Source organism: Mesorhizobium sp. MC2-1-1 (assembly GCF_057597255.1).
Genome location: NZ_CP195205.1, coordinates 3,144,508 through 3,162,494, shown reverse-complemented (window position 1 = coordinate 3,162,494; position 17,987 = coordinate 3,144,508). Strand labels below are relative to the sequence as shown.

Annotated in this window: 19 protein-coding genes and 1 pseudogene; 14 read left to right on the top strand and 6 right to left on the bottom strand. The window is 62.6% G+C overall.

The annotated features are described in order from the left end of the window. Positions 1 to 89: 89 nt before the first annotated feature. From ACR64R_RS15725 to msuE, 8 genes and pseudogenes are all read left to right on the top strand, one after another. Positions 90 to 1,622 (top strand): sugar ABC transporter ATP-binding protein, encoded by a 1,533-nt coding sequence (locus ACR64R_RS15725; RefSeq protein ID WP_487357264.1) that lies wholly within the window; start codon positions 90 to 92, stop codon positions 1,620 to 1,622. Next, the gene (locus ACR64R_RS15720; RefSeq protein WP_487357263.1) at positions 1,619 to 3,700 is read left to right on the top strand and encodes an ABC transporter permease; all 2,082 of its coding nucleotides are present in this window, start codon (positions 1,619 to 1,621) and stop codon (positions 3,698 to 3,700) included. The genes ACR64R_RS15725 and ACR64R_RS15720 overlap by 4 nt, the downstream gene beginning before the upstream one ends. Before the next feature lie 13 nt (positions 3,701 to 3,713). After that, a complete protein-coding gene (locus tag ACR64R_RS15715) occupies positions 3,714 to 4,520 on the top strand; it encodes an SDR family oxidoreductase (protein ID WP_487357262.1) in 807 nt (268 codons plus the stop codon). A gap of 11 nt (positions 4,521 to 4,531) precedes the next feature. Beyond that, complete coding sequence (locus tag ACR64R_RS15710) at positions 4,532 to 5,479, top strand: 3-hydroxyacyl-CoA dehydrogenase (protein ID WP_487357261.1); 948 nt, start codon at positions 4,532 to 4,534, stop codon at positions 5,477 to 5,479. Continuing rightward, on the top strand, positions 5,476 to 6,438 hold the full coding sequence (gene kce / locus ACR64R_RS15705) for a 3,5-dioxohexanoate:acetyl-CoA acetone transferase (protein WP_487357260.1): 963 nt from the start codon (positions 5,476 to 5,478) through the stop codon (positions 6,436 to 6,438). The genes ACR64R_RS15710 and kce overlap by 4 nt, the downstream gene beginning before the upstream one ends. 36 nt (positions 6,439 to 6,474) lie before the next feature. Next, entirely contained in the window at positions 6,475 to 7,353 is an 879-nt protein-coding gene (locus ACR64R_RS15700; RefSeq protein ID WP_487357259.1) for an SMP-30/gluconolactonase/LRE family protein, read from the top strand. 270 nt (positions 7,354 to 7,623) lie between these two features. Next, positions 7,624 to 7,920, top strand: a pseudogene (locus tag ACR64R_RS15695) (SfnB family sulfur acquisition oxidoreductase); the annotation flags it as partial. Positions 7,921 to 8,027: 107 nt separating this feature from the next. Next, entirely contained in the window at positions 8,028 to 8,588 is a 561-nt protein-coding gene (gene msuE, locus ACR64R_RS15690; RefSeq protein ID WP_487357258.1) for an FMN reductase, read from the top strand. A 522-nt stretch (positions 8,589 to 9,110) separates the two neighbouring features. Here msuE and ACR64R_RS15685 read toward each other — a convergent pair. Then, positions 9,111 to 9,395, bottom strand: coding sequence for a hypothetical protein (locus ACR64R_RS15685; protein WP_487357257.1), 285 nt, complete (start codon positions 9,393 to 9,395; stop codon positions 9,111 to 9,113). 436 nt (positions 9,396 to 9,831) lie between these two features. On the opposite strand from ACR64R_RS15685, the gene ACR64R_RS15680 reads away from it, so the two are divergent. The 4 genes from ACR64R_RS15680 (at position 9,832) to ACR64R_RS15665 (ending at position 11,124) form a co-directional block, all read left to right on the top strand. Beyond that, complete coding sequence (locus ACR64R_RS15680) at positions 9,832 to 10,077, top strand: type II toxin-antitoxin system VapB family antitoxin (protein ID WP_487357256.1); 246 nt, start codon at positions 9,832 to 9,834, stop codon at positions 10,075 to 10,077. Next, positions 10,077 to 10,472: a type II toxin-antitoxin system VapC family toxin gene (locus tag ACR64R_RS15675; RefSeq protein WP_487357255.1), complete on the top strand. Its 396-nt coding sequence runs from the start codon at positions 10,077 to 10,079 to the stop codon at positions 10,470 to 10,472. The genes ACR64R_RS15680 and ACR64R_RS15675 overlap by 1 nt, the downstream gene beginning before the upstream one ends. Positions 10,473 to 10,655: 183 nt before the next feature. Further along, positions 10,656 to 10,838, top strand: coding sequence for a DUF1612 domain-containing protein (locus ACR64R_RS15670; RefSeq protein ID WP_487362456.1), 183 nt, complete (start codon positions 10,656 to 10,658; stop codon positions 10,836 to 10,838). Between the two features lie 172 nt (positions 10,839 to 11,010). Then, positions 11,011 to 11,124 (top strand): helix-turn-helix domain-containing protein, encoded by a 114-nt coding sequence (locus ACR64R_RS15665; RefSeq protein WP_487362455.1) that lies wholly within the window; start codon positions 11,011 to 11,013, stop codon positions 11,122 to 11,124. 354 nt (positions 11,125 to 11,478) lie between these two features. Here ACR64R_RS15665 and ACR64R_RS15660 read toward each other — a convergent pair whose 3' ends face one another. Genes ACR64R_RS15660 through ACR64R_RS15650 form a run of 3 tightly spaced genes read right to left on the bottom strand, consistent with a single transcriptional unit; the run spans position 11,479 to position 14,188 of the window. Beyond that, positions 11,479 to 13,014 carry a 3-hydroxyacyl-CoA dehydrogenase gene (locus ACR64R_RS15660; protein WP_487357254.1) on the bottom strand — a complete coding sequence of 512 codons (1,536 nt, stop codon included), beginning with the start codon at positions 13,012 to 13,014 and terminating at the stop codon, positions 11,479 to 11,481. Position 13,015: 1 nt separating this feature from the next. Further along, positions 13,016 to 13,825, bottom strand: a complete 810-nt coding sequence (locus ACR64R_RS15655) for an enoyl-CoA hydratase-related protein (RefSeq protein WP_487362454.1) — start codon at positions 13,823 to 13,825, stop codon at positions 13,016 to 13,018. Further along, positions 13,826 to 14,188 carry a hypothetical protein gene (locus ACR64R_RS15650; protein WP_487357253.1) on the bottom strand — a complete coding sequence of 121 codons (363 nt, stop codon included), beginning with the start codon at positions 14,186 to 14,188 and terminating at the stop codon, positions 13,826 to 13,828. Between the two features lie 127 nt (positions 14,189 to 14,315). Here ACR64R_RS15650 and ACR64R_RS15645 point away from each other — a divergent pair, with 127 nt between their 5' ends. Both ACR64R_RS15645 and ACR64R_RS15640 read left to right on the top strand, forming a co-directional pair. Further along, on the top strand, positions 14,316 to 15,119 hold the full coding sequence (locus ACR64R_RS15645; RefSeq protein ID WP_487357252.1) for an SDR family NAD(P)-dependent oxidoreductase: 804 nt from the start codon (positions 14,316 to 14,318) through the stop codon (positions 15,117 to 15,119). A gap of 761 nt (positions 15,120 to 15,880) precedes the next feature. After that, positions 15,881 to 16,612 (top strand): GntR family transcriptional regulator, encoded by a 732-nt coding sequence (locus ACR64R_RS15640; RefSeq protein WP_487357251.1) that lies wholly within the window; start codon positions 15,881 to 15,883, stop codon positions 16,610 to 16,612. A gap of 164 nt (positions 16,613 to 16,776) precedes the next feature. Here ACR64R_RS15640 and ACR64R_RS15635 read toward each other — a convergent pair whose 3' ends face one another. Both ACR64R_RS15635 and ACR64R_RS15630 read right to left on the bottom strand, forming a co-directional pair. Further along, positions 16,777 to 17,595, bottom strand: coding sequence for a 3-methyl-2-oxobutanoate hydroxymethyltransferase (locus tag ACR64R_RS15635; RefSeq protein ID WP_487357250.1), 819 nt, complete (start codon positions 17,593 to 17,595; stop codon positions 16,777 to 16,779). Positions 17,596 to 17,639: 44 nt separating this feature from the next. Beyond that, positions 17,640 to 17,954: a MocE family 2Fe-2S type ferredoxin gene (locus ACR64R_RS15630; protein ID WP_487357249.1), complete on the bottom strand. Its 315-nt coding sequence runs from the start codon at positions 17,952 to 17,954 to the stop codon at positions 17,640 to 17,642. Positions 17,955 to 17,987 lie beyond the last annotated feature (33 nt).

Below are 17,987 nucleotides of genomic sequence, written 5' to 3'. Positions count from 1 at the left end.
GGCAGATCGCGACGATGCACGGACATCCGTGCATCGTCGATCCGTGCCAATGCTTGGCGTCCAGAAATGCACAGCCTGCGATCGAGGATATGACAGAACATTCGCCGCTCCCCGCCATCGAGATCGACGGCATCGTCAAGGCGTATGGTCCGACGGTTGCGGTGGACAGCGTGTCGTTCGCTATCGCGCCCGGCAGCGTCCATGCGCTGCTGGGGGAGAACGGCGCCGGCAAGTCGACGCTGGTGAAGCTGCTGTCGGGGCTGGTGCGGCCGAGCGCCGGTCATATCAGGGTCTTCGGGAAGGAGATCGGCTATGGCGCGCCGCGCGCGGCCCACGCGCTCGGCGTGCAGACGGCGTTCCAGGAGATGACCCTGGTGCGCGATCTTTCAGTCCTCGACAACATGCTATTGCCCTACGCTCCCGTCGGCGTCTCCGGGCTGATCAGGCGCAATGCCGCGCGCAAGGCTATCCGCCGCCACATCGACGAGCTCGGCTTTTCCGTCGATCTCGATGCCGAGGTCGGCGAGCTCGAGCTTTCGGTGCGCCAGAAGATCGAGATAGCGCGCGCAGTCTACCGCAAGCCGCGCATCCTCTTGCTTGACGAGCCGACCTCGACGCTGGCCGGCCGCGACGTCGACTGGCTGGGTGAGATCATCGCCAGGCTGAAGGCGGCGGGCACCACCGTCGTCTTCATTACGCATCGTATGCGCGAGGTGCGCGCCTTTTGCGACACGCTGACGATCCTGAGGAACGGCCGCCACATCGTCACCGCGCCAGCGGCCGATATCTCTGATGCCGACGTGATCGAAAAGATCATCGGCCGCTCCATCGAGCAGACCTTCCCGCCCAAGCCCGACGGCGCCCAGGCTTTCGGCCCGCCGGTACTGGGCGTGCGCGACCTGAATGTCGGGCGCAAGCTCGACGGAGCCAGCTTCGACCTGCGCCGGGGCGAGATTCTCGGCGTTGCCGGACTGCAGGGCATGGGCCAGCAGGACCTGTTCCTGGCCTGCTTTGGCATGGCCGAAATCACTCGCGGCGACGTCCTTGTCGACGGCCGCAAGGTCTGGCTCGGCTCGCCGGCGGACGCGTTGCGGCCCAACATCGCCATCGGCCTGGTGCCGGAAGACCGCAAATCCGAAGGCCTGTTCCTGAAACTGTCGGGCACGCTGAACGCCACGCTGCCTGTGGTTTCGCGCTTCACCCGCTTCGGACTTGTCGACGCGGCTGCTGAGGCCCGCTCGGTCGAGGAGGCGTTCGCCACTGTCGAGGTCGATCGCCGTGCGCTGTGGACGCGGGCAGGGGCGTTTTCCGGCGGCAATCAGCAGAAGATCGCCATCGCCAAATGGCTGGTGGCGCAGAGCCGCATCCTGCTCCTGTTCGATCCCACACGCGGCATCGATGTCGGCACCAAGCATGAGCTTTATGTGATGATGCGAAACTACGTCGCTGCCGGCGGCTCGATCCTGCTGCACTCGACTGAGATTCCTGAACTGGTCCACCAATGCGACCGGGTCCTGGTCCTCTATGACGGGCGCATCGCGGCCGAGCTCGAAGGCGACGCTATCACCGAACCTGCCATCATGCGCGTAGCGCTCGGCCATGCCGGGGAACACGCCGCATGAGCAGCGCAGCAGCTTCATCCCCTGTTTCGGCTGGTTTCGGCCTGCGTCGCGCGCTGATGCGCAATCGCGGCGCGCTGATCGCTGCCATCGTTCTTGCGATCCTGCTCTCGATCGTCGACTGGATCAGTGCCGGGCCGCTGACCTATTTCGACGTGTCGTTCCTATCGAGCGGAGGGGCGACCTCGGCGTTGGCCGCTGTCGGCCAGACCATTGTCATCCTGTCGGGCGGTTTCGACCTGTCCGCCGGTGCGGTGATCTCCTTGGTCAATGTCGTGTTGGCATCGAGCATGGATCCGATGGCGCCAGGCGCAAGCATCTTCTTGTGGACCGCCGTCGGCATCGGTGTCGGCATGGTGGTGGGCGCCTTCAACGGCTTCTTCATCGCCGTGTTGCGCATGCAGCCCATCGTGGTGACTCTGTCCACCATGTTCATCCTGCAAGGCGTGACGCTGCTGGTGATGGACAAGCCCGGCGGCTTCGTCTCGCCCGATCTCGGCAGTTTCTATCTGGGCGACGCGATCGCCGGCTGGCTGCCGATGCCGCTGGTGGTGATCGGCGTCGTCCTGCTCGTCTGGTTCTGGCTGAAGGGAACCCGTTTCGGCACGGCGCTTTATGCCGTCGGCAGCGATCCTGATTCGGCCTCGGCCGTCGGCATCAATGTCGTGCTGGTGCGTTTTGCAGTCTACGTCATCGCCGGCGGCTGCTACGGCCTTGCCGGGGTGTTCATCAGCGCGCAGACCGGCAGCGCCGACCCGCTGGTCGGCAATCCACTGCTCCTGTCGATGTTCGCGGCGGTCGTCGTCGGCGGCACCCGCCTTGGTGGCGGGCAGGGCGGTCCCGTGGGTACCGTCTTCGGCGCCTATATCCTGATGATGGTGGTGAATATCCTGCTGGTGCTCAATGTGTCGGCTTACTATTCGACCATCGCGGAAGGTGCCATCCTGGTGCTGGCGGCCCTTGCCGGGTCCTTGTCTCACGCATCGGTGCTTGCCGTTCAAATGCGCGCCGCCAGCTCCCGGCTCGCCGCATGGCGCGCAGGGATGTTGCCTTCGCAGCTTGAGCCGATCGACCGGCGCCTCAAGATCACCGGGTCGTCGCAAAACCCACGCGGTCTGGCGTCGCCGCAACCGGCTTTCCTCCTGCGCAACGCCGAGACGTTGCGCTATGCGCTGCCCGCCTATGTCTGCCTGATCATTATCATCGCCGTCACGCAAATCTGGCTCGGCCGCGCCGTCCTCAATCCTGGTTACTGGAACTCGCTGCTGGTGCTGTCGTCCTTCCTCGCCGTTCTCGCGCTGGGGCAGGGAACGGTCATCCTGACCGGCGGCCTCGATCTTTCGGTGCCGTGGACGATCGGCATTTCCGGCATCATCCTGGCCGGCATGGTCAATGGCTCTGACGCCGCCCTTGTCTACGCCTTGCCGGTCGTGCTGTTGATGGCCTGCGCCATCGGTTTCGCCAACGGTTTCGGCATCGCCTATCTCGGCATCTCGCCGATCGTCATGACGCTCGCCACCAACGGTATTCTGCAGGGCCTCGCGCTTGTCTATTCGCAGGGAACGCCGGCCGGTTTCTCCTCGCCGATGCTGCGCTGGTTCATGACGGCCAGGCTCGGCTTCGTGACACCGATCGTGCTGCTGATGAGTGTCTTCGTCGTCGGGGCGGTCCTTCTCCTGGGACGCACGCCGTTCGGGCGCCGGGTCTATGGCATCGGCAACGGGCTGCGCGCGGCGCGCCTGTCCGGCATCGGCGTCGAGCGCACGCTGATCCTGGTCTACATGCTGTCGGCCGTTTGTGCGGCGACCGTCGGCATCATGCTGACCGGCTTTTCCGGCCAGGCGAGCCTCGGCATGGGTGACGACTATCTCTTGCCGTCGATCGCGGTCGTGGTGGTCGGCGGCGCGCTGATAACCGGCGGACGCGGCCACTATCTCGGCATGCTCGGCGGCGTGCTGCTTCTGACAGCGCTGCAGATGCTGCTGGCTGGCACCACGCTGCCCTACGCTACCAGGGCTATTCTTTACGGGCTGGTCGTTCTGGGTGCCGTCATGGCGCTGCGCGAACGGCGGCTGCAATGAAAAGGACAAGACGATGAGCGCAAAGGCACCTGCAACGGCGGACGAATTTCTGGCCGGGCTGAATGGGCAGCGCGTGCTCGTGACAGCGGGTGCCGGCGGCATCGGCTTCGCCATCGCCGAGACGCTGTCGCGGCTCGGCGCGCGCATCGTCGTCTGCGATATCTCCGACGAGGCGCTGGCAGCCGCTCCGGGCAAGATCGACCTGGTCGCGGCGGTCAAGGCCGATGTTTCGCGCGACGAGGACGTCGACCGGCTGTTCGAGGCCGTGAAGGAAAAACTCGGCGGGCTCGACGCGCTGATCAACAATGCTGGCATTGCCGGGCCGACCGGCGGTGTCGACGAGATCGACCCTGACGACTGGCGGCGCTGCATCGACATCTGCCTGACCGGCCAGTTCCTGTGCGCCCGGCGCGCCGTGCCGCTGATCAAGGCGGCGGGCGGCGGCTCGATCGTCTCGATGTCGTCGGCGGCCGGCCGGCATGGCTACGCATTCCGCACGCCCTATTCGGCGGCCAAGTTCGGCGTCATCGGCTTCACGCAGAGCCTCGCCAAGGAGCTTGGACCGCACGGCATTAGGGTCAACGCCATCCTGCCCGGCATTATCGAGGGACCACGCATCGAAGGCGTGATCTCGGCGCGCGCCAGGCAGCTCGGCATCAGCCACGAGGAGATGACCGGTCGCTACCTGCAAAACATCTCGCTGCGCCGCATGACCAGCCCCTACGATGTCGCCTCCATGGTCGCCTTCCTGCTATCTGACGCAGGCATCAACATCTCGGGCCAGTCGCTCGGCGTCGACGGCAACGTCGAAACGCTCTGAGGAACCATTCGATGGCCAATGTCGCGATTGTCGGAAGCGGGTTCATCGGGCGGGCCTGGGCGATCAGTTTCGCCCGTGCCGGCCATGAGGTGCGCATGTGGGACCAGTCGCCCGCCGCGACAGGTGGCGCCCGCGACTACATAGAGGGCGTGCTCGACGACCTGGCCTCGAACGACCTGCTGCGCGGCCAGTCCGTCGATACCGTGCTCGGCCGCATCGCGATCGCGGCCGAACTCGCAGACGCGCTGGCCGGTGCGGCGCATGTTCAGGAGAACACTCCCGAAGACCTCGATGTGAAGCGAGAGGTGTTCTCGCTGATCGACAGCCTTGCCAGTCCGCAGGCGATCGTGGCCAGTTCGACCTCGGCGCTGCTGCCGTCGAAATTCACCGACCATCTGCGGGGGCGGCACCGCTGCCTGGTCGTGCATCCGATCAACCCGCCCTATCTCATTCCGGCGGCAGAGGTAGTCCCGGCGCCCTGGACCTCCGCCGAGGCGCTGGAAAAGACGCGTGCTTTCCTCATCGATGCCGGCCATGCGCCGCTGGTGATGAAGCGCGAGCTCGACGGTTTCATCATGAACCGCCTGCAAGGCGCCCTGCTGGAAGAGGCTTTCAGGCTTGTCGCCGACGGCTTCGCCAGTGTCGAGGACGTCGATATCGGCATCCGCGACGGGTTGGCGCTGCGCTGGTCCTTCATGGGACCGTTCGAGACCATCGACCTCAATGCGCCCGGCGGCGTGCGCGACTATGTCGAACGCTACCAGGGCATCTATTCCAACATCTTCCCGCAGATGCTGCGCCGGGTCGACTGGGCGGGCGATGTGATGAAAACCGTCGAGGCCGAGCGCAGCAGGCGCCTGCCGCGAGAGGACCTTGGCGAGCGGCAAGTCTGGCGCGATCGGCGGCTGATGGCGCTGGTGGCGCACAAGAAGAAATCGGATCAGGAGTTCGGACAATGAAGGAAACCAGCCGCAAATCAGGCGCATCGGCGGCCAGAGGCAAGGTCATCATCACCTGCGCGGTAACGGGCGCGATCCACACGCCGACCATGTCGCCCTATCTGCCGATCACGCCAGATCAGATCGCCTCGGAGGCGATCGCCGCGGCCGAAGCCGGTGCCGCGATCCTGCATTTGCATGCGCGCGATCCCGAAACCGGCAAGCCCGACCAGACACCGGAGGCGTTCGCGCGCTTCCTGCCGCGCGTCAAGCAAGGCACTCATGCCGCCATCAACATCACCACCGGCGGCAGCCCCTACATGAAGGTGGAGGAACGCGTGCGCCCGGCCGCCCAGTTCAAGCCGGAGGTGGCTTCGCTCAATATGGGCTCGATCAATTTCGGCCTTTATCACCTTGCCGACAAATACGAGACCTTCAAGTTCGATTGGGAAAAGCCGCATCTGGAAGCGACGCGAGATCTCGTTTTCCGCAACTCGTTCAAGGACATCGAATACATCCTGGCGACCTGCTACGACAACGGCACGCGCTTCGAGTTCGAATGCTACGACATCGCGCACCTTTACAACCTCGCTCACTTCGCTGACCGCGGGCTGGTGAAGCCGCCATTCTTCGTGCAGTCGGTTTTCGGCCTGCTCGGCGGCATCGGCACGCATCCCGAAGATGTCGCTCATATGAAGCGAACCGCGGACCGGCTGTTCGGCGACCAGTTCCGCTGGTCTGTTCTCGGCGCCGGCGCTAGCCAGTTGCGCATCGCCGCGCAGTCGGCGGCGCTCGGTGGCAACATCCGCGTCGGGCTGGAGGACAGCTTGTGGGCCGGCAAGGGCAAGCTGGCAAAGTCGAATGCCGAACAGGTGGTGCTGGCGCGCAAGATCATCGAAGGACTCGGCATGGAAGTGGCGACGCCCGACGAGGCGCGCGAGATCCTGTCGTTGAAGGGCGGCGACAGGGTCGCTTTCTGACCCGCCGCCTAAGGTTGCCGAACCAGGGAGGACAGCATGAAAATCGAAGTCGTGGTGGACGTGAAGACGACGCTGGGCGAAGGCCCGCTATGGGATGTCGAGCAGGAGCGCCTCTACTGGATCGACAGTTTCGACGGGCGCGTCTTCCGCGCCACCGCCGACGGGCGCGAAATCCGCTGCTGGGACGTGCCGATGAAGATAGGCTCGATGGCGCTGCGCAAGGATGGCGGTGGCGCAGTGGTCTCGCTGCAGCGTGGCTTCCATCTGCTCGATTTCGCCACTGGTGAGGTGACGCTGATCCACGATCCCGAGCCGGACCGGCCGATGAACCGCCTCAACGACGGCAAGGTGGACCGGCGCGGCCGCTTCTTCGCGGGCTCCATGGACACGATGGAGGAAGGTCCCTCGGGCGGGCTTTACCGGCTCGATCCGGACTTCTCCGTCACCAGGATCGATTCTGGCATCATCTGCTCCAACGGTCCTTGCTGGAGCCCCGATGACCGTACTTTCTATTTCGCCGACACCTGGACGGGTGAGATCTGGGCCTATGACTACGACATTGCCACGGGCGCGGCCACCAATCGCCGCACCTTTACCCGCGTCGATACCAGCCGCGGCGGCGCGGCCGACGGCTCGACCGTCGACGCCGAAGGCTATCTGTGGAACGCACTGGTCTATGACGGAAGACTTGTGCGCTATGCGCCCGACGGCAGCATCGACCGCATCATCGACATGCCAGTGAAGAAGATCACCAGCGTGATGTTCGGCGGGCCAAAGCTGGACATTCTCTATGTGACCTCGATGGCAAAGCCCCCATTGCCGCGTTTCCCAGGCGACGGCGTCTTGCGGGGAAGCCTGTTCGCGATCTCGGGCCTTGGGATCAAGGGCGTCCCGGAAACGCGCTTCGCCGGATAGAAGAGCCGAAGCCGCTGCGCTTCTTCTTTACGCATAAGGTCGATCGTCCCTCACTGGCGCGCGGGCTCGTTCGTCTGGCAATGTCGCCAAGCGTCCGATGTCGCGGAGTGCACCGATATCGGGCCAATGCGTCGCAATGGCTCCCAGCGGTCTTTCTGGCGGAAAAATCATCTCTCATACCAAATGCGCTTGAGCAGCCCATTTCTTCCGTCAGGCGCTAATGTCTATAAAAAGTATTAGAGCAGGTCGAAATGCCATGCTTCCTATAGCGAGAAGGCCGGCCATGCGATTGGCGATGCCATCGTCAAGCCGTCCACCGAGACCGTCGCGCATGCCCAGATCGTCACCGCAGAAGCAAAGATCCTGTCGACTGAGATCGCGATCGCCGCCACCAACAAATTGTTTGAACTGGCGGGCACACGCTCGACACTGGCAGAGCACAATCTTGATCGCCACTGGCGCAATGCCCGAACCGATACGCTGCACGATCCGGTGCGCTGGAAATACGCGATCCTCGGCAAGTATTTCCTCAACGGCGACACACCCCCCTTGCATGCCTGGAGCTGATCGGGCTTTCCCGCCGGGACATTGAGTCCAGCGGAACAGCAATTTCGCCAAGTGCGGCCGGCGAGGGCCGCCCAGTCTCAATCAGAGTCACCTCGGAGGCCCGTTCCATGTCCAGCCCAGCAATCGTCGGCTTTTCCGGCAACATCACTCGACCGTCAAAAACACGCGCCTTCGTCGACCTTATCGTCCAAGATATCTCCAGCCTTCACGGGCTATCGGGACGAACCTACGATGTCGACGATCTCGGACCGTCGCTGGGCACTGCCAAGTTGGCCCGCGACCTCGACGCGCAAGCGCAAGAGATACTTTCGCAAATCCTCGCCGCCGACGTGCTTGTGGTCGGCTCGCCGACTTACAAGGGGAGCTACACGGGGCTGTTCAAGCATTTCTTCGACCTGATCGATCCGTCGGCGCTGAGGGGCAAGCCCGTGCTGCTGACCGCGACCGGAGGCGGTGAGCGCCATGCCCTGGTCGTCGAGCACCAATTGCGGCCGCTGTTCGGCTTCTTCGAAGCCTTCACGCTGCCGACGGCCGTCTACGCGACCGACAAGGATTTCACGGATGGCGTATTGCAGTCCGAGCCTATTCTTAGGCGAGCGGCGCAGGCTGTTGCTGAAGCCAGGGTATTGGTCGCCGGCCGCTCAGATGCCCGACTGGCCGCAGAATGAGGGCGGAGCCCCTTGTTTCGATAGTATTCAGTGCCAGCCAACGTATATCGGCCCGAATGTCCGCTTTCGCCATGCGGTCGTCGAGGGGCTGGACGCCCCCCGACGGCATCGCCGATCCTCGGATAGGTGCCACGTCCGTATTCTCCAGCGGTTCCGGTTCGCGGCACCAAGCCGGAACGTGATCTTGCCCGTGCCGAGGCCGGGTCGCGCCCAAATGCCTTGCCCTCGCGTACAGGATCGACGGCCGAAATGGACGGGGAACACCACGACATGGGGGACAGAATCCGAAACCCATTTGATCCCGGCGGCGGTCAAGACATGGCTTGCACCGGCCGCACCGGCAAGACCTTAGCGCCTACCCGGTTGAGTATGATCGGCGTGGGCGTCGAGCCTGCGGCGTCGCCCGAGTGACCTACCCCGTGCCTCCTGCCAGTGGGGATAGGTGACACAGGCGGTGACCGGGCCTTGCTCGTGCGAGCAGATCGTTATCGAGGCGCTCGGCGCCGCAGAATCGATTGGACGTCAGAAATGGGCCGAGCTTGCCGATCTGCTTGAGGAAAAGGCAAGCGGACAAAGGCGCTCAAGGCCATCCAGGAGCCGGAATTCGCCGGGCGCACTAGCGATGAGCGTTTCCAGGCCATTCACAACCTCATCAAGACTACGACCAAGAAACCCGAACGGACGGTGTGGATCGTCGCCAACGGATCTCGCCTGGTCAATATCAGCGACGGCGAAACGAAGATGACCTTCGCGTTCGACAAACGCATCGAGCCGGAATTCGCAAGCTTCGTGCGGGAGCGCCTGCAAGCGCTCTATGACGAGCTCCGACAGAAGACAACGCTAAGGAGCACTCAACCGCAAAAGAAAAAGGCCCCCAGACGTCGCCGTGGTGGAAGCCTCTCTCATGATCTAAGCAGTCTGAGAATCGCAAATCCACGATTCACTGTCAAGAGTCCAGGCGCCGATTTGGCGAGTTGATTTCTTTTGCCTAGCAATAGCTGGTAGAGAAATGGGGACCCTTTGGGTGGCGGCCGATGACTTGTGCTGCTTGCAAGCCAGGTCACGGCCAGACAGATGGACCAGGTAGCGCGCGTTTCAAAGTGGGAGGACCGACGTAACATCTCGGCAGATGAAGAATATGGCCGACGTGGGATTGTTCTCACATCACCACCCTGTGGCTACTTTTCCTGAGGTACACCGTGCATTATATACGTGTACATCAAACAGGATATACGAGATAGTCATGGCTTTCCACATCAAGAACCCCGCGACCGACTTGCTCGCCCGAAAGGTGGCAGCATTGCGAAAGACCGGCCTAACGGAGGCCGTCCATGCCGCCTTGCTGCACGAACTCGAGCGCGAGCAGGGCAAGCCCTCATTGGTTGAACTAGGCATTGATTTCGCGCGCGAACTGCGAGCACGCGGGAATCCGAAAAAAGGTCGACCTGCCGACAAAGCGTTTCGTGACAGTCTGTACGAGGACGACTGATGTTCATCGATGCCTCGGCTTTGACTGCGCTTCTGGCTGACGAGTCCGATGCACGAGAACTTCTGGCACGGCTCTCGCAGTCCAACACGCGCCTTACCTCGCCGCTTGCCGTATGGGAGGCAACGATTGCCGTTGCGCGCGTTCTCGGTCTCACAATTGCCGAGACCGCTGACGCCCTCGAGCGTTACCTCGAGCTGATGGAGATCACGGTGGTGGCTGTGCCGCCCGAGGCGGCCAGGATCGCGCTTGAGGCCTTCGATCGATACGGCAAGGGCCGCCATCCTGCTCGGCTGAATTTCGGAGACTGTTTCGCCTACGCTTGTGCCCGGCATTTAGCAGAGCCGCTTATGTTCAAAGGTGCCGATTTTCCGCAGACCGACATCGAGGCGGGCTGACATCTGATCGCGCCCCTGCGCCGATATTGAAGATGTGCCCCGACATTCGGCGCACGGGTGCAGGGTAGTTTTGCCCTGCGAGCAACCGTTAGCCAATCCGCTTATAACGCTCGAGATCATCGACCGCCGTCTTTTTCCCTGGCTTCTGTGAGCGATGAAGGCGTCACGCGGGAGTGGCCATTGGTGCTGCGCGCCGCGATCCTGCTCGAGGCATGGCAAGACATCAAGGTGCTGCAGCACGCCACTTGGCTTGGGCCACTGTTCGTCGCCGCGCTGCTGCGTCAGGAGGGGGTCGCCGCCAATCATCTCGCTCGCCTGCATCTCGGCGCCAAAAACATTCCGCGGGGGGCGGGCACGCAATCGTAGCGATAGGCTGCTCTTCCTCGACCCACGACGCGGCACTTGGTGGCTTGAAGGAGAATGACCGGCTGGTGCTGGCAAAAAACAGTTGGAGCGGCGGCCGCGCAGGCGCCATGCCAGATCGAGGCTTCCAGATCTGGTCGAGTTGGTGCAGTCACGGCCGCTCGTCTCGACCGGCATGATCCAGGAGCGGCTTAAGGTGACAAAACAGGGGGCGCTTAACCTGGTCGGCGAGCTTGGGTTGCGCGAGATGACAGGGAGAGGGAGGTTTCGGGCGTGGGGGATTGTTTAGCAATTGGCGTCACACCGAGGAGCGGGTTCGGGTTGAAAGACACATACGAGTGGTTAAAGGCATGCGAGGGAGTGACGACAGCTCAGAGATTGCGGTTCAGAAAATAGGGACGCCAGCCGGAAACTGTCTGCACCGGCCATCGAGCTCGCGGTAGCTACCGGGGCGCCGGTTCCGCTTTATTTCGTTGAATTATGACAGATCCACGTTAAGCTGGCTGCGGCTTGGGGGAAATCAGCCGCGATGTTGCATGCATTGCGGGTCTGGAATCCATATGAGTGGGCGTTTTTCGCTCTCTGCCTGCTACAAGGGCGTCATGGCCTTCTACATATCCAAAATTAACTTCTCCCGGCCTGCTTATTCTTCCAGCGCAAGTCCCAGTTCCGCACGACGTCGCAGCCAGAGGCTCGCGCGGTAGCGAGGATCACGGGTGCGGTCATGGATCGTGTCCAGGATGCGCAGAACGCGGGCTGGGCCGAGCTTGTTGCCCCATTCAAGCGGTCCGTGGGGGTAGCCGAGACCCAGCCGCACCGCGGCGTCCACGTCGGCCGCCGACGCGATCTTCTGCTCGACGATCTCGCTGCCGATGTTGACGATCATCGCCACGACGCGCTGGCAGACGGCGCCGCAACTGTCATTCACCAGCGTCGCCTTGCGGCCGGCGCCCCTGGCGATAGCGAGGGCCGCGCTCCTGGCTTTTTCCGATGTCGCAGCCGAGGCGACCAGCGTCACATGCCGGTCTAGACCGAAATAGGGATCGAACCCGACGCACAGTGACGGGGGCAGGCCGAGGCGAATCGCGGCGCCGGCCACATCTTCGCCCTCCAGCCCCAGGAGGATGAGATCATCCCCCTCCTGTGTCCGTTCCCCGGTGCCCGATACGGTGGCGCCGGTCGACGCGACCAGCTCTTGCATATCGCCCGCGTCGTTGTCCGCCAGCACGGCGACGCGCTCCGGAATTGCGGCGGTTCCGGCGGGCTGCGTGGCCTGCGGCGGCACAACTTGCCCGTTGGCGTCATAGCCGTAGAAGCCGCGTCTCGTCTTGCGTCCGAGCAGCCCTGCCGCGACACGCTGGGCAGCGATCACGGAAGGACGGTAACGCGGATCCTGGTAGAACTGGGTGTAGATGCTCTCCATCACCGGATGCGAAACATCGAGGCCGGTCAGGTCCATCAGCTCGAACGGCCCCATCTTGAAGCCAGCGGCATCGCGCAGGATCGCGTCGATCTCGCCGACCGAGGCCACGCCTTCGCGCAGCATCGCCAGGGCCTCCGTGCCGAAGGCGCGTCCGGCGTGGTTGACGATGAAGCCGGGGGTGTCGGCGGCGATCACGGGACGATGACCGAAGCGGTGTGCAAGGTCGACCAGCGCGCGCTCCACAGCAGGCGAGGTGTGAGCGCCGGAGATGACCTCGACCAGTTTCATCACCGGCACGGGATTGAAGAAGTGGTAGCCGGCGACCCGCCGCGGCCGCTCAGCTGCCGAAGCGATGGCCGTCACCGAGAGAGAAGAGGTGTTGGTCGCGATGATCGTCTCGGCCCCCACGATCTTCTCCAACGCCTCGATGAGCCGGCGCTTGGGTTCGATTTGTTCGATGATGGCTTCCACGACCAGATCGGCGTCAGCCAGGCGATCAAGGGTTTCGACAGGCGTTATGCGCGCCAGCAGCTTCTCGACCGAATCCGCGCTGATCTTGCCTGCCGCAGCCCGCGCCCGCTGGCGCGACGCGATCTGCTCGACGGCGGCGGCCGCCTTTCCGGGCGCTTCATCGACGATCATCACGTCGATGCCCGCCGCGGCCAGAACCTCGGCGATGCCGGAGCCCATCACCCCGGCGCCCACGACGCCGGCTTTTTCGATCAGACTTGTGGACACCCCTCCCGTGCTAGCCAAGTCAGCGCCCCTTGAATAAGGGCTTGCGCTTCTCGAGGAAGGCGGAGATGCCTTCGGTCTTGTCGGCGGTGTCGAAAAGCAGCTGGAAGGCCTTGCGTTCCAGCCTCAGCGCCGTTTCCAGCGGAGCGTCCTCGCCGTTGATCACCGCTTCCTTGATCTGCTCGACGGCCAGCGGCGGGAGCCGGCTGATCTTCTGCGCGATCAGCAGCGCCTGCTGCAAGGCCTGGCCCTCGTCCGTGAGGGTGCTGACGAGACCGGCGCGCTCGGCGTCTTCCGCCGAAAACATGTCGCCGGTGAGAACCAGCATCAGCGTCTTGTATTTGCCGATCGCCCTGAGCAGCCTCTGGGTGCCGCCGGCGCCCGGCATCAGGCCCAGTTTTACCTCTGGCTGCCCGAACGTAGCTGTCCTTGCCGCGACGATGATGTCGGCGTGCATGGCAAGTTCGCAGCCGCCGCCCAGCGCGAAGCCTTCGACCGCGGCAATAATCGGTTTCGGGCACTTGGCGATCACGTCCCAGTAGCGGTGGGTGCGTTGCAGAAGCATGTCGGCCGAACCGAGCCTTTCGAACGCCTTTATGTCGGCGCCCGCCGCGAAGTTGCCGCCGCGGCCGGTGATCACGATCGCGCGGATTTCCGGATCCTCCGAAAAGCCGGCTACCGATGCAGCCAACCTCTCACGCACTTCCAGGTTGAGTGCATTGCGCACCTCGGGACGATTGATTTCCACCAACCCGACATGATCGACAGGGCGGCTCTCGACGACGGGAATTGGCTCGCTTGCAGGATTCACCCGACTATCCGTAGCTGGGATTTAATTTCGATTTCTTCTTGGCCAGATCAGAAATCTCCAGGACGACAAAAACCTGCCGATCTCGGCGGTGTTTTGGTTTTCGTGGATGGTGGCCTGGCTGGATATTCTGTGGCTGGTCGGCCCCAAGATAACTTCCGCGACTTGACGATTGCCATTGTAATAGCGACCGGCCGCGTGGCCAATCTCGTGCAGCCACGTCTGCCAGCTCGGGTTTCGCGCCTCGATCAATCTTCGCAGCACGATGAAGATCTGTTCGATGCGCACTTCATGTAGCGCTCCGTCAGGACGATTCGCAACGCAGCCGTGGTAGGAAAGGGATAATTGACCGAAGCTGGCGAGATTTTGGCTTCCCTGCGACGTCATAGAAGCTGATGTCTTCGATGTTTGCCGTTCTTAAAAGGACGTCAGTCGCCCTTTAGATCTTCTCGTATCACTCCAGCCTTCTTGTCTGCATGGGTGCCAAGGGCGGCAGGCGCTTAGCCCTTGAATTATGCGATCGCAGATCGTAAGCCAGATGGCGGTTCGAGGGCTTAACATGTCTTTTTCTGGTATGGCATGCCTCATCACCGGAGCCACATCCGGGATAGGCTTGGCGGTCACCGAGGAGTTTGCGAGGAGACGTGCGGACCTGGTGCTCACGGGGCGCAACGAAGCAATGGGAAAGGCGCTCGTGGCTTCGCTCTCCCAACGCGGCCTCAATGCGATCTTCGTGAGGGCCGATCTTGCCGACCGTGCCGCTCCCGAAGCAATCTGCCGGGACGCGCTGGCGCGCTTCGGGCGTATCGACGTTCTCGTCAACAATGCTGGCGTATTGGTAAACGGCACCGTCTTGGAGTGCGAAGATGGCGATTGGGATCGGGTGATCGACCTGAACGTGTCCGCCGCATTTCGCCTTTCTCGGGCCGTGCTGCCGGTCATGCTGTCGCAGCGAGCTGGCTCCATCGTCAATGTCGCCTCCGACTGGGCACTGATGGGGGCAAGAGGCGCCGCCGCTTACTGCGTGTCCAAGGCGGCGCTTGCGCAACTCACCCGGTGCATGGCGTTGGATCACGCGCGGGAGGGCGTACGCGTGAATGCTGTATGTCCCGGTGACACCGACACGCCCATGTTGGATCTGGCGTTGCCCGGTTCAGACCGCACGATCAAAGCTCAGCAATTGGCCGACACCATTCCAATGGGCCGGCTGGCGCGGGCCGACGAAGTTGCCAAGGTCGTCGCCTTTCTCGCTTCGGGCGACGCCAGTTTCATGACCGGCTCGTTGGTGCCGGTCGACGGAGGCAACTCGGCACAATAGACCTCAGGGGCCAAGATGTTGGAAGGTACACAGACAATGCCGGCCGCCGACAAGACCGCCCCCGAGCATGTTTGGGTTGGCGGAAGCCGGCAAAGCATGTCGTCTGGTTCGAAGGCGTGCATCGCGTTGGAAGTCTTGACGGGCCTGTCCCAAGGAGGTCCTTTCGCCCAAGCGACAGTTGACATCTTTTCACTACCGGGCCGTGGCCATAGCCCAGGAGTGCGGCAATTCAAGAATTGCCAGAAAAGGCTACTTCCAGGCCTGGCTCAGGTCGACGTCATGCCGTGCAGGCAGCGCCGAGGAGCCGGCGCAAGACGAAGCTCGACGACATCTTATCGGTGCCAGGGAGGGCCAAGCACCGGTGCCGTCACTGGTAACCGTCTGCCGATGACAAGATAACCGCGCCGCAGGCCTCATCGCACGGCGTGGATCAGAATTCCATTCACAGAGGTCGTGCCGCTCGGCCGAGTTGGCTTGACCTGCGCGTCGCCATCCGTGTCGCCTTACCCTATGATATCCGACGATTTGCCATATGTCCGTCCATAACTCCGTGTGCCCCCTGATCGCCCAAAGTCATAATTCGGATGTAATCATTAACTTCGCGATCGCAGATCGCATGCGGTTGTCATCATGGCTCGGCCATCGCATATTGAGCGATGTGGATGTTGGTGGATAGCCTTGATCGGGCATACCTCTGGCGTTAGCGCGACCTGCTGCTGTGTGCCATCCAACTGCTCGGACAATGCTGATGTGAGGATTGCTTGATCAACAAGAAAGCGTCTACAACCTCGACTGCCCCCACGCTCAAGCGCATCGACTTTCACTCGCTACAGGAACTTGTTTACGAGGAAATTCGCACTGTGCTGATGCGCGGCGGATTCGCGCCGGGCCAGAAAGTGAGCTCACGAAAACTGGCGGCAATGGTCGGAACGAGCGACATGCCAGTACGGGCGGCTATGGGCAGGCTCCTGGCAGAAGGCGGTCTGGTTCAGAACGCCAACGGGACCTTTTCGGTCCCGCATCTCAGTAGAAAGAAATTCAGTGAGATCATGACGATGCGCGCCCTGCTCGAGCGCGAGGCCACAATGCAGGCCTGTGGCAACATAGACAGGGCTGGCTTCAATGAGTTGAAGCGGTGCTCCGCGGGTCTTTCGAAGGCAATCGACGAGCACGCCATCTACGACTACTTGGATTACAATCAAAGGTTGAAGTTTGCGATCTATCGCTACACGCCGTCACAGACGCTGCAATCGATGATCAGGCTGATGTGGCTGCAGGCCGGTCCGTTCCTGCATCACCTCAATCAGGATCTGAAGCAGATCGGAACGGCTAATTTTCATGAAGAAGCGATCGCCGCGCTGGAGGCAGGCAAAGCCGAGGAAGCGGGCTTGGCCATATCGCGCGACATTCTGGGTGGCATGGTCTTCCTTCAACAACACGCCCGCTTCTCACCTAAGCCCGATAGTCATGCCAGGGAGGGAGAGTATGAGTGACCGCCGTGAATATCGCCATTAGGGCGTTTGCCCTAACTCGGTTTGGGCGGGCTGAACACCTTGTTGCCGAGGGCCGCTAAGGGCCGATCGGCAATATTCATGGCCGCTGTGCGTGACCCTGAGGGGAGGGGACAGGCTGGATACCAGGGGTCGGCCCGCGGAGATCAACGATTGGTCGACGGCACCTTTGCGTCCACCTTCTTCATGAACAGGGTGAGTTCGTCCGGGTCCATATGCACGATATGCCTGTCTTCCGGATAGGCGCCGCTGTTGACGTCGGCGACATATTCCGAGAAGGCCGCGATGCGCTCCTGCTGCAGCCGGTCATATTCGGCGGCGAAATTGCGGTAGACTTTCGAGTGGCGCGGCATGTGCCCGCGGTTGGTGCCGAGGATGTCCTCGGCGAACAGATATTGCGCATCGCAGCCAGTGCCCGCGCCCATCGACAGCATGATCAGTGGGGTGCGCTCGGAAATCGCCTTCGCCACCTCCACCGGTACCACCTCGATCTCGGCACCGATGGCGCCGGCTGCCTCCAACTGCTTGACCGCCTCGAACACCTGCATGGCCGTATCGGCGGTCTTGCCGACCGCCTTGAAGCCGCCGGTCCAGGTGGCGCGGGAGGGAATGAGACCAACATGCCCGATGACGGGGATTGCGTCGTCGGCCATGCGCTTGATCGTGGCATAGCCGGCGCTGCAATAGACGGCGTCGGCGCCGGCCTTGTAGAGCCGGAACGACCAGCGGACGAAGTCGTCGGCCGTGCCGATCTCGAAGAAATTCTCGCCCGGCATGGTGAAGAGGCTGGGCGCGGCATCGCGATATTGCGGATTGAGCACCAGTTCCGGCGGCACCGAGACGATATCCACACCTGCCCGCTCGGCGGCTTCCGCCTCTTCCAGCGTCAGCACGCGCAGCATCGTCAGTTGCCGCTTGCCCTTCATGGCGCGCAGATCGGCAACGGTCGGTCTCTTTCGGCTCATAGAACTTTGTTCCTCTTTGTGTGGGTAAGCGACGGTCCGGCAATTCAGCCGATATTGATCATCACCTTGCCGGCCTCGACCTTGACCGGATAGGTCTTGAGGTCCACGCAGACCGGCGCGCCCTTGGCCTGGCCCGTCTTGTAGTTGAAGCGCCCATTGTGCTTGGGGCATTCGATGATCTCGTCCATCACCAACCCGTCGGCGAGATGCGCCTTCTCATGCGTGCAGTAACCATCGGTGGCGAAGAATGCGTCCTCCGGCGAACGAAAGATCGCGAACGTGCGGCCGCCATGGTCGAAGCGGATGACATCCTCCTCGTCCACGTCGTCGACCGCGCATGCTTCAACCCACTCCGCCATCATCTTTTCTCCGGTCGTTATCTTCTAGGGATT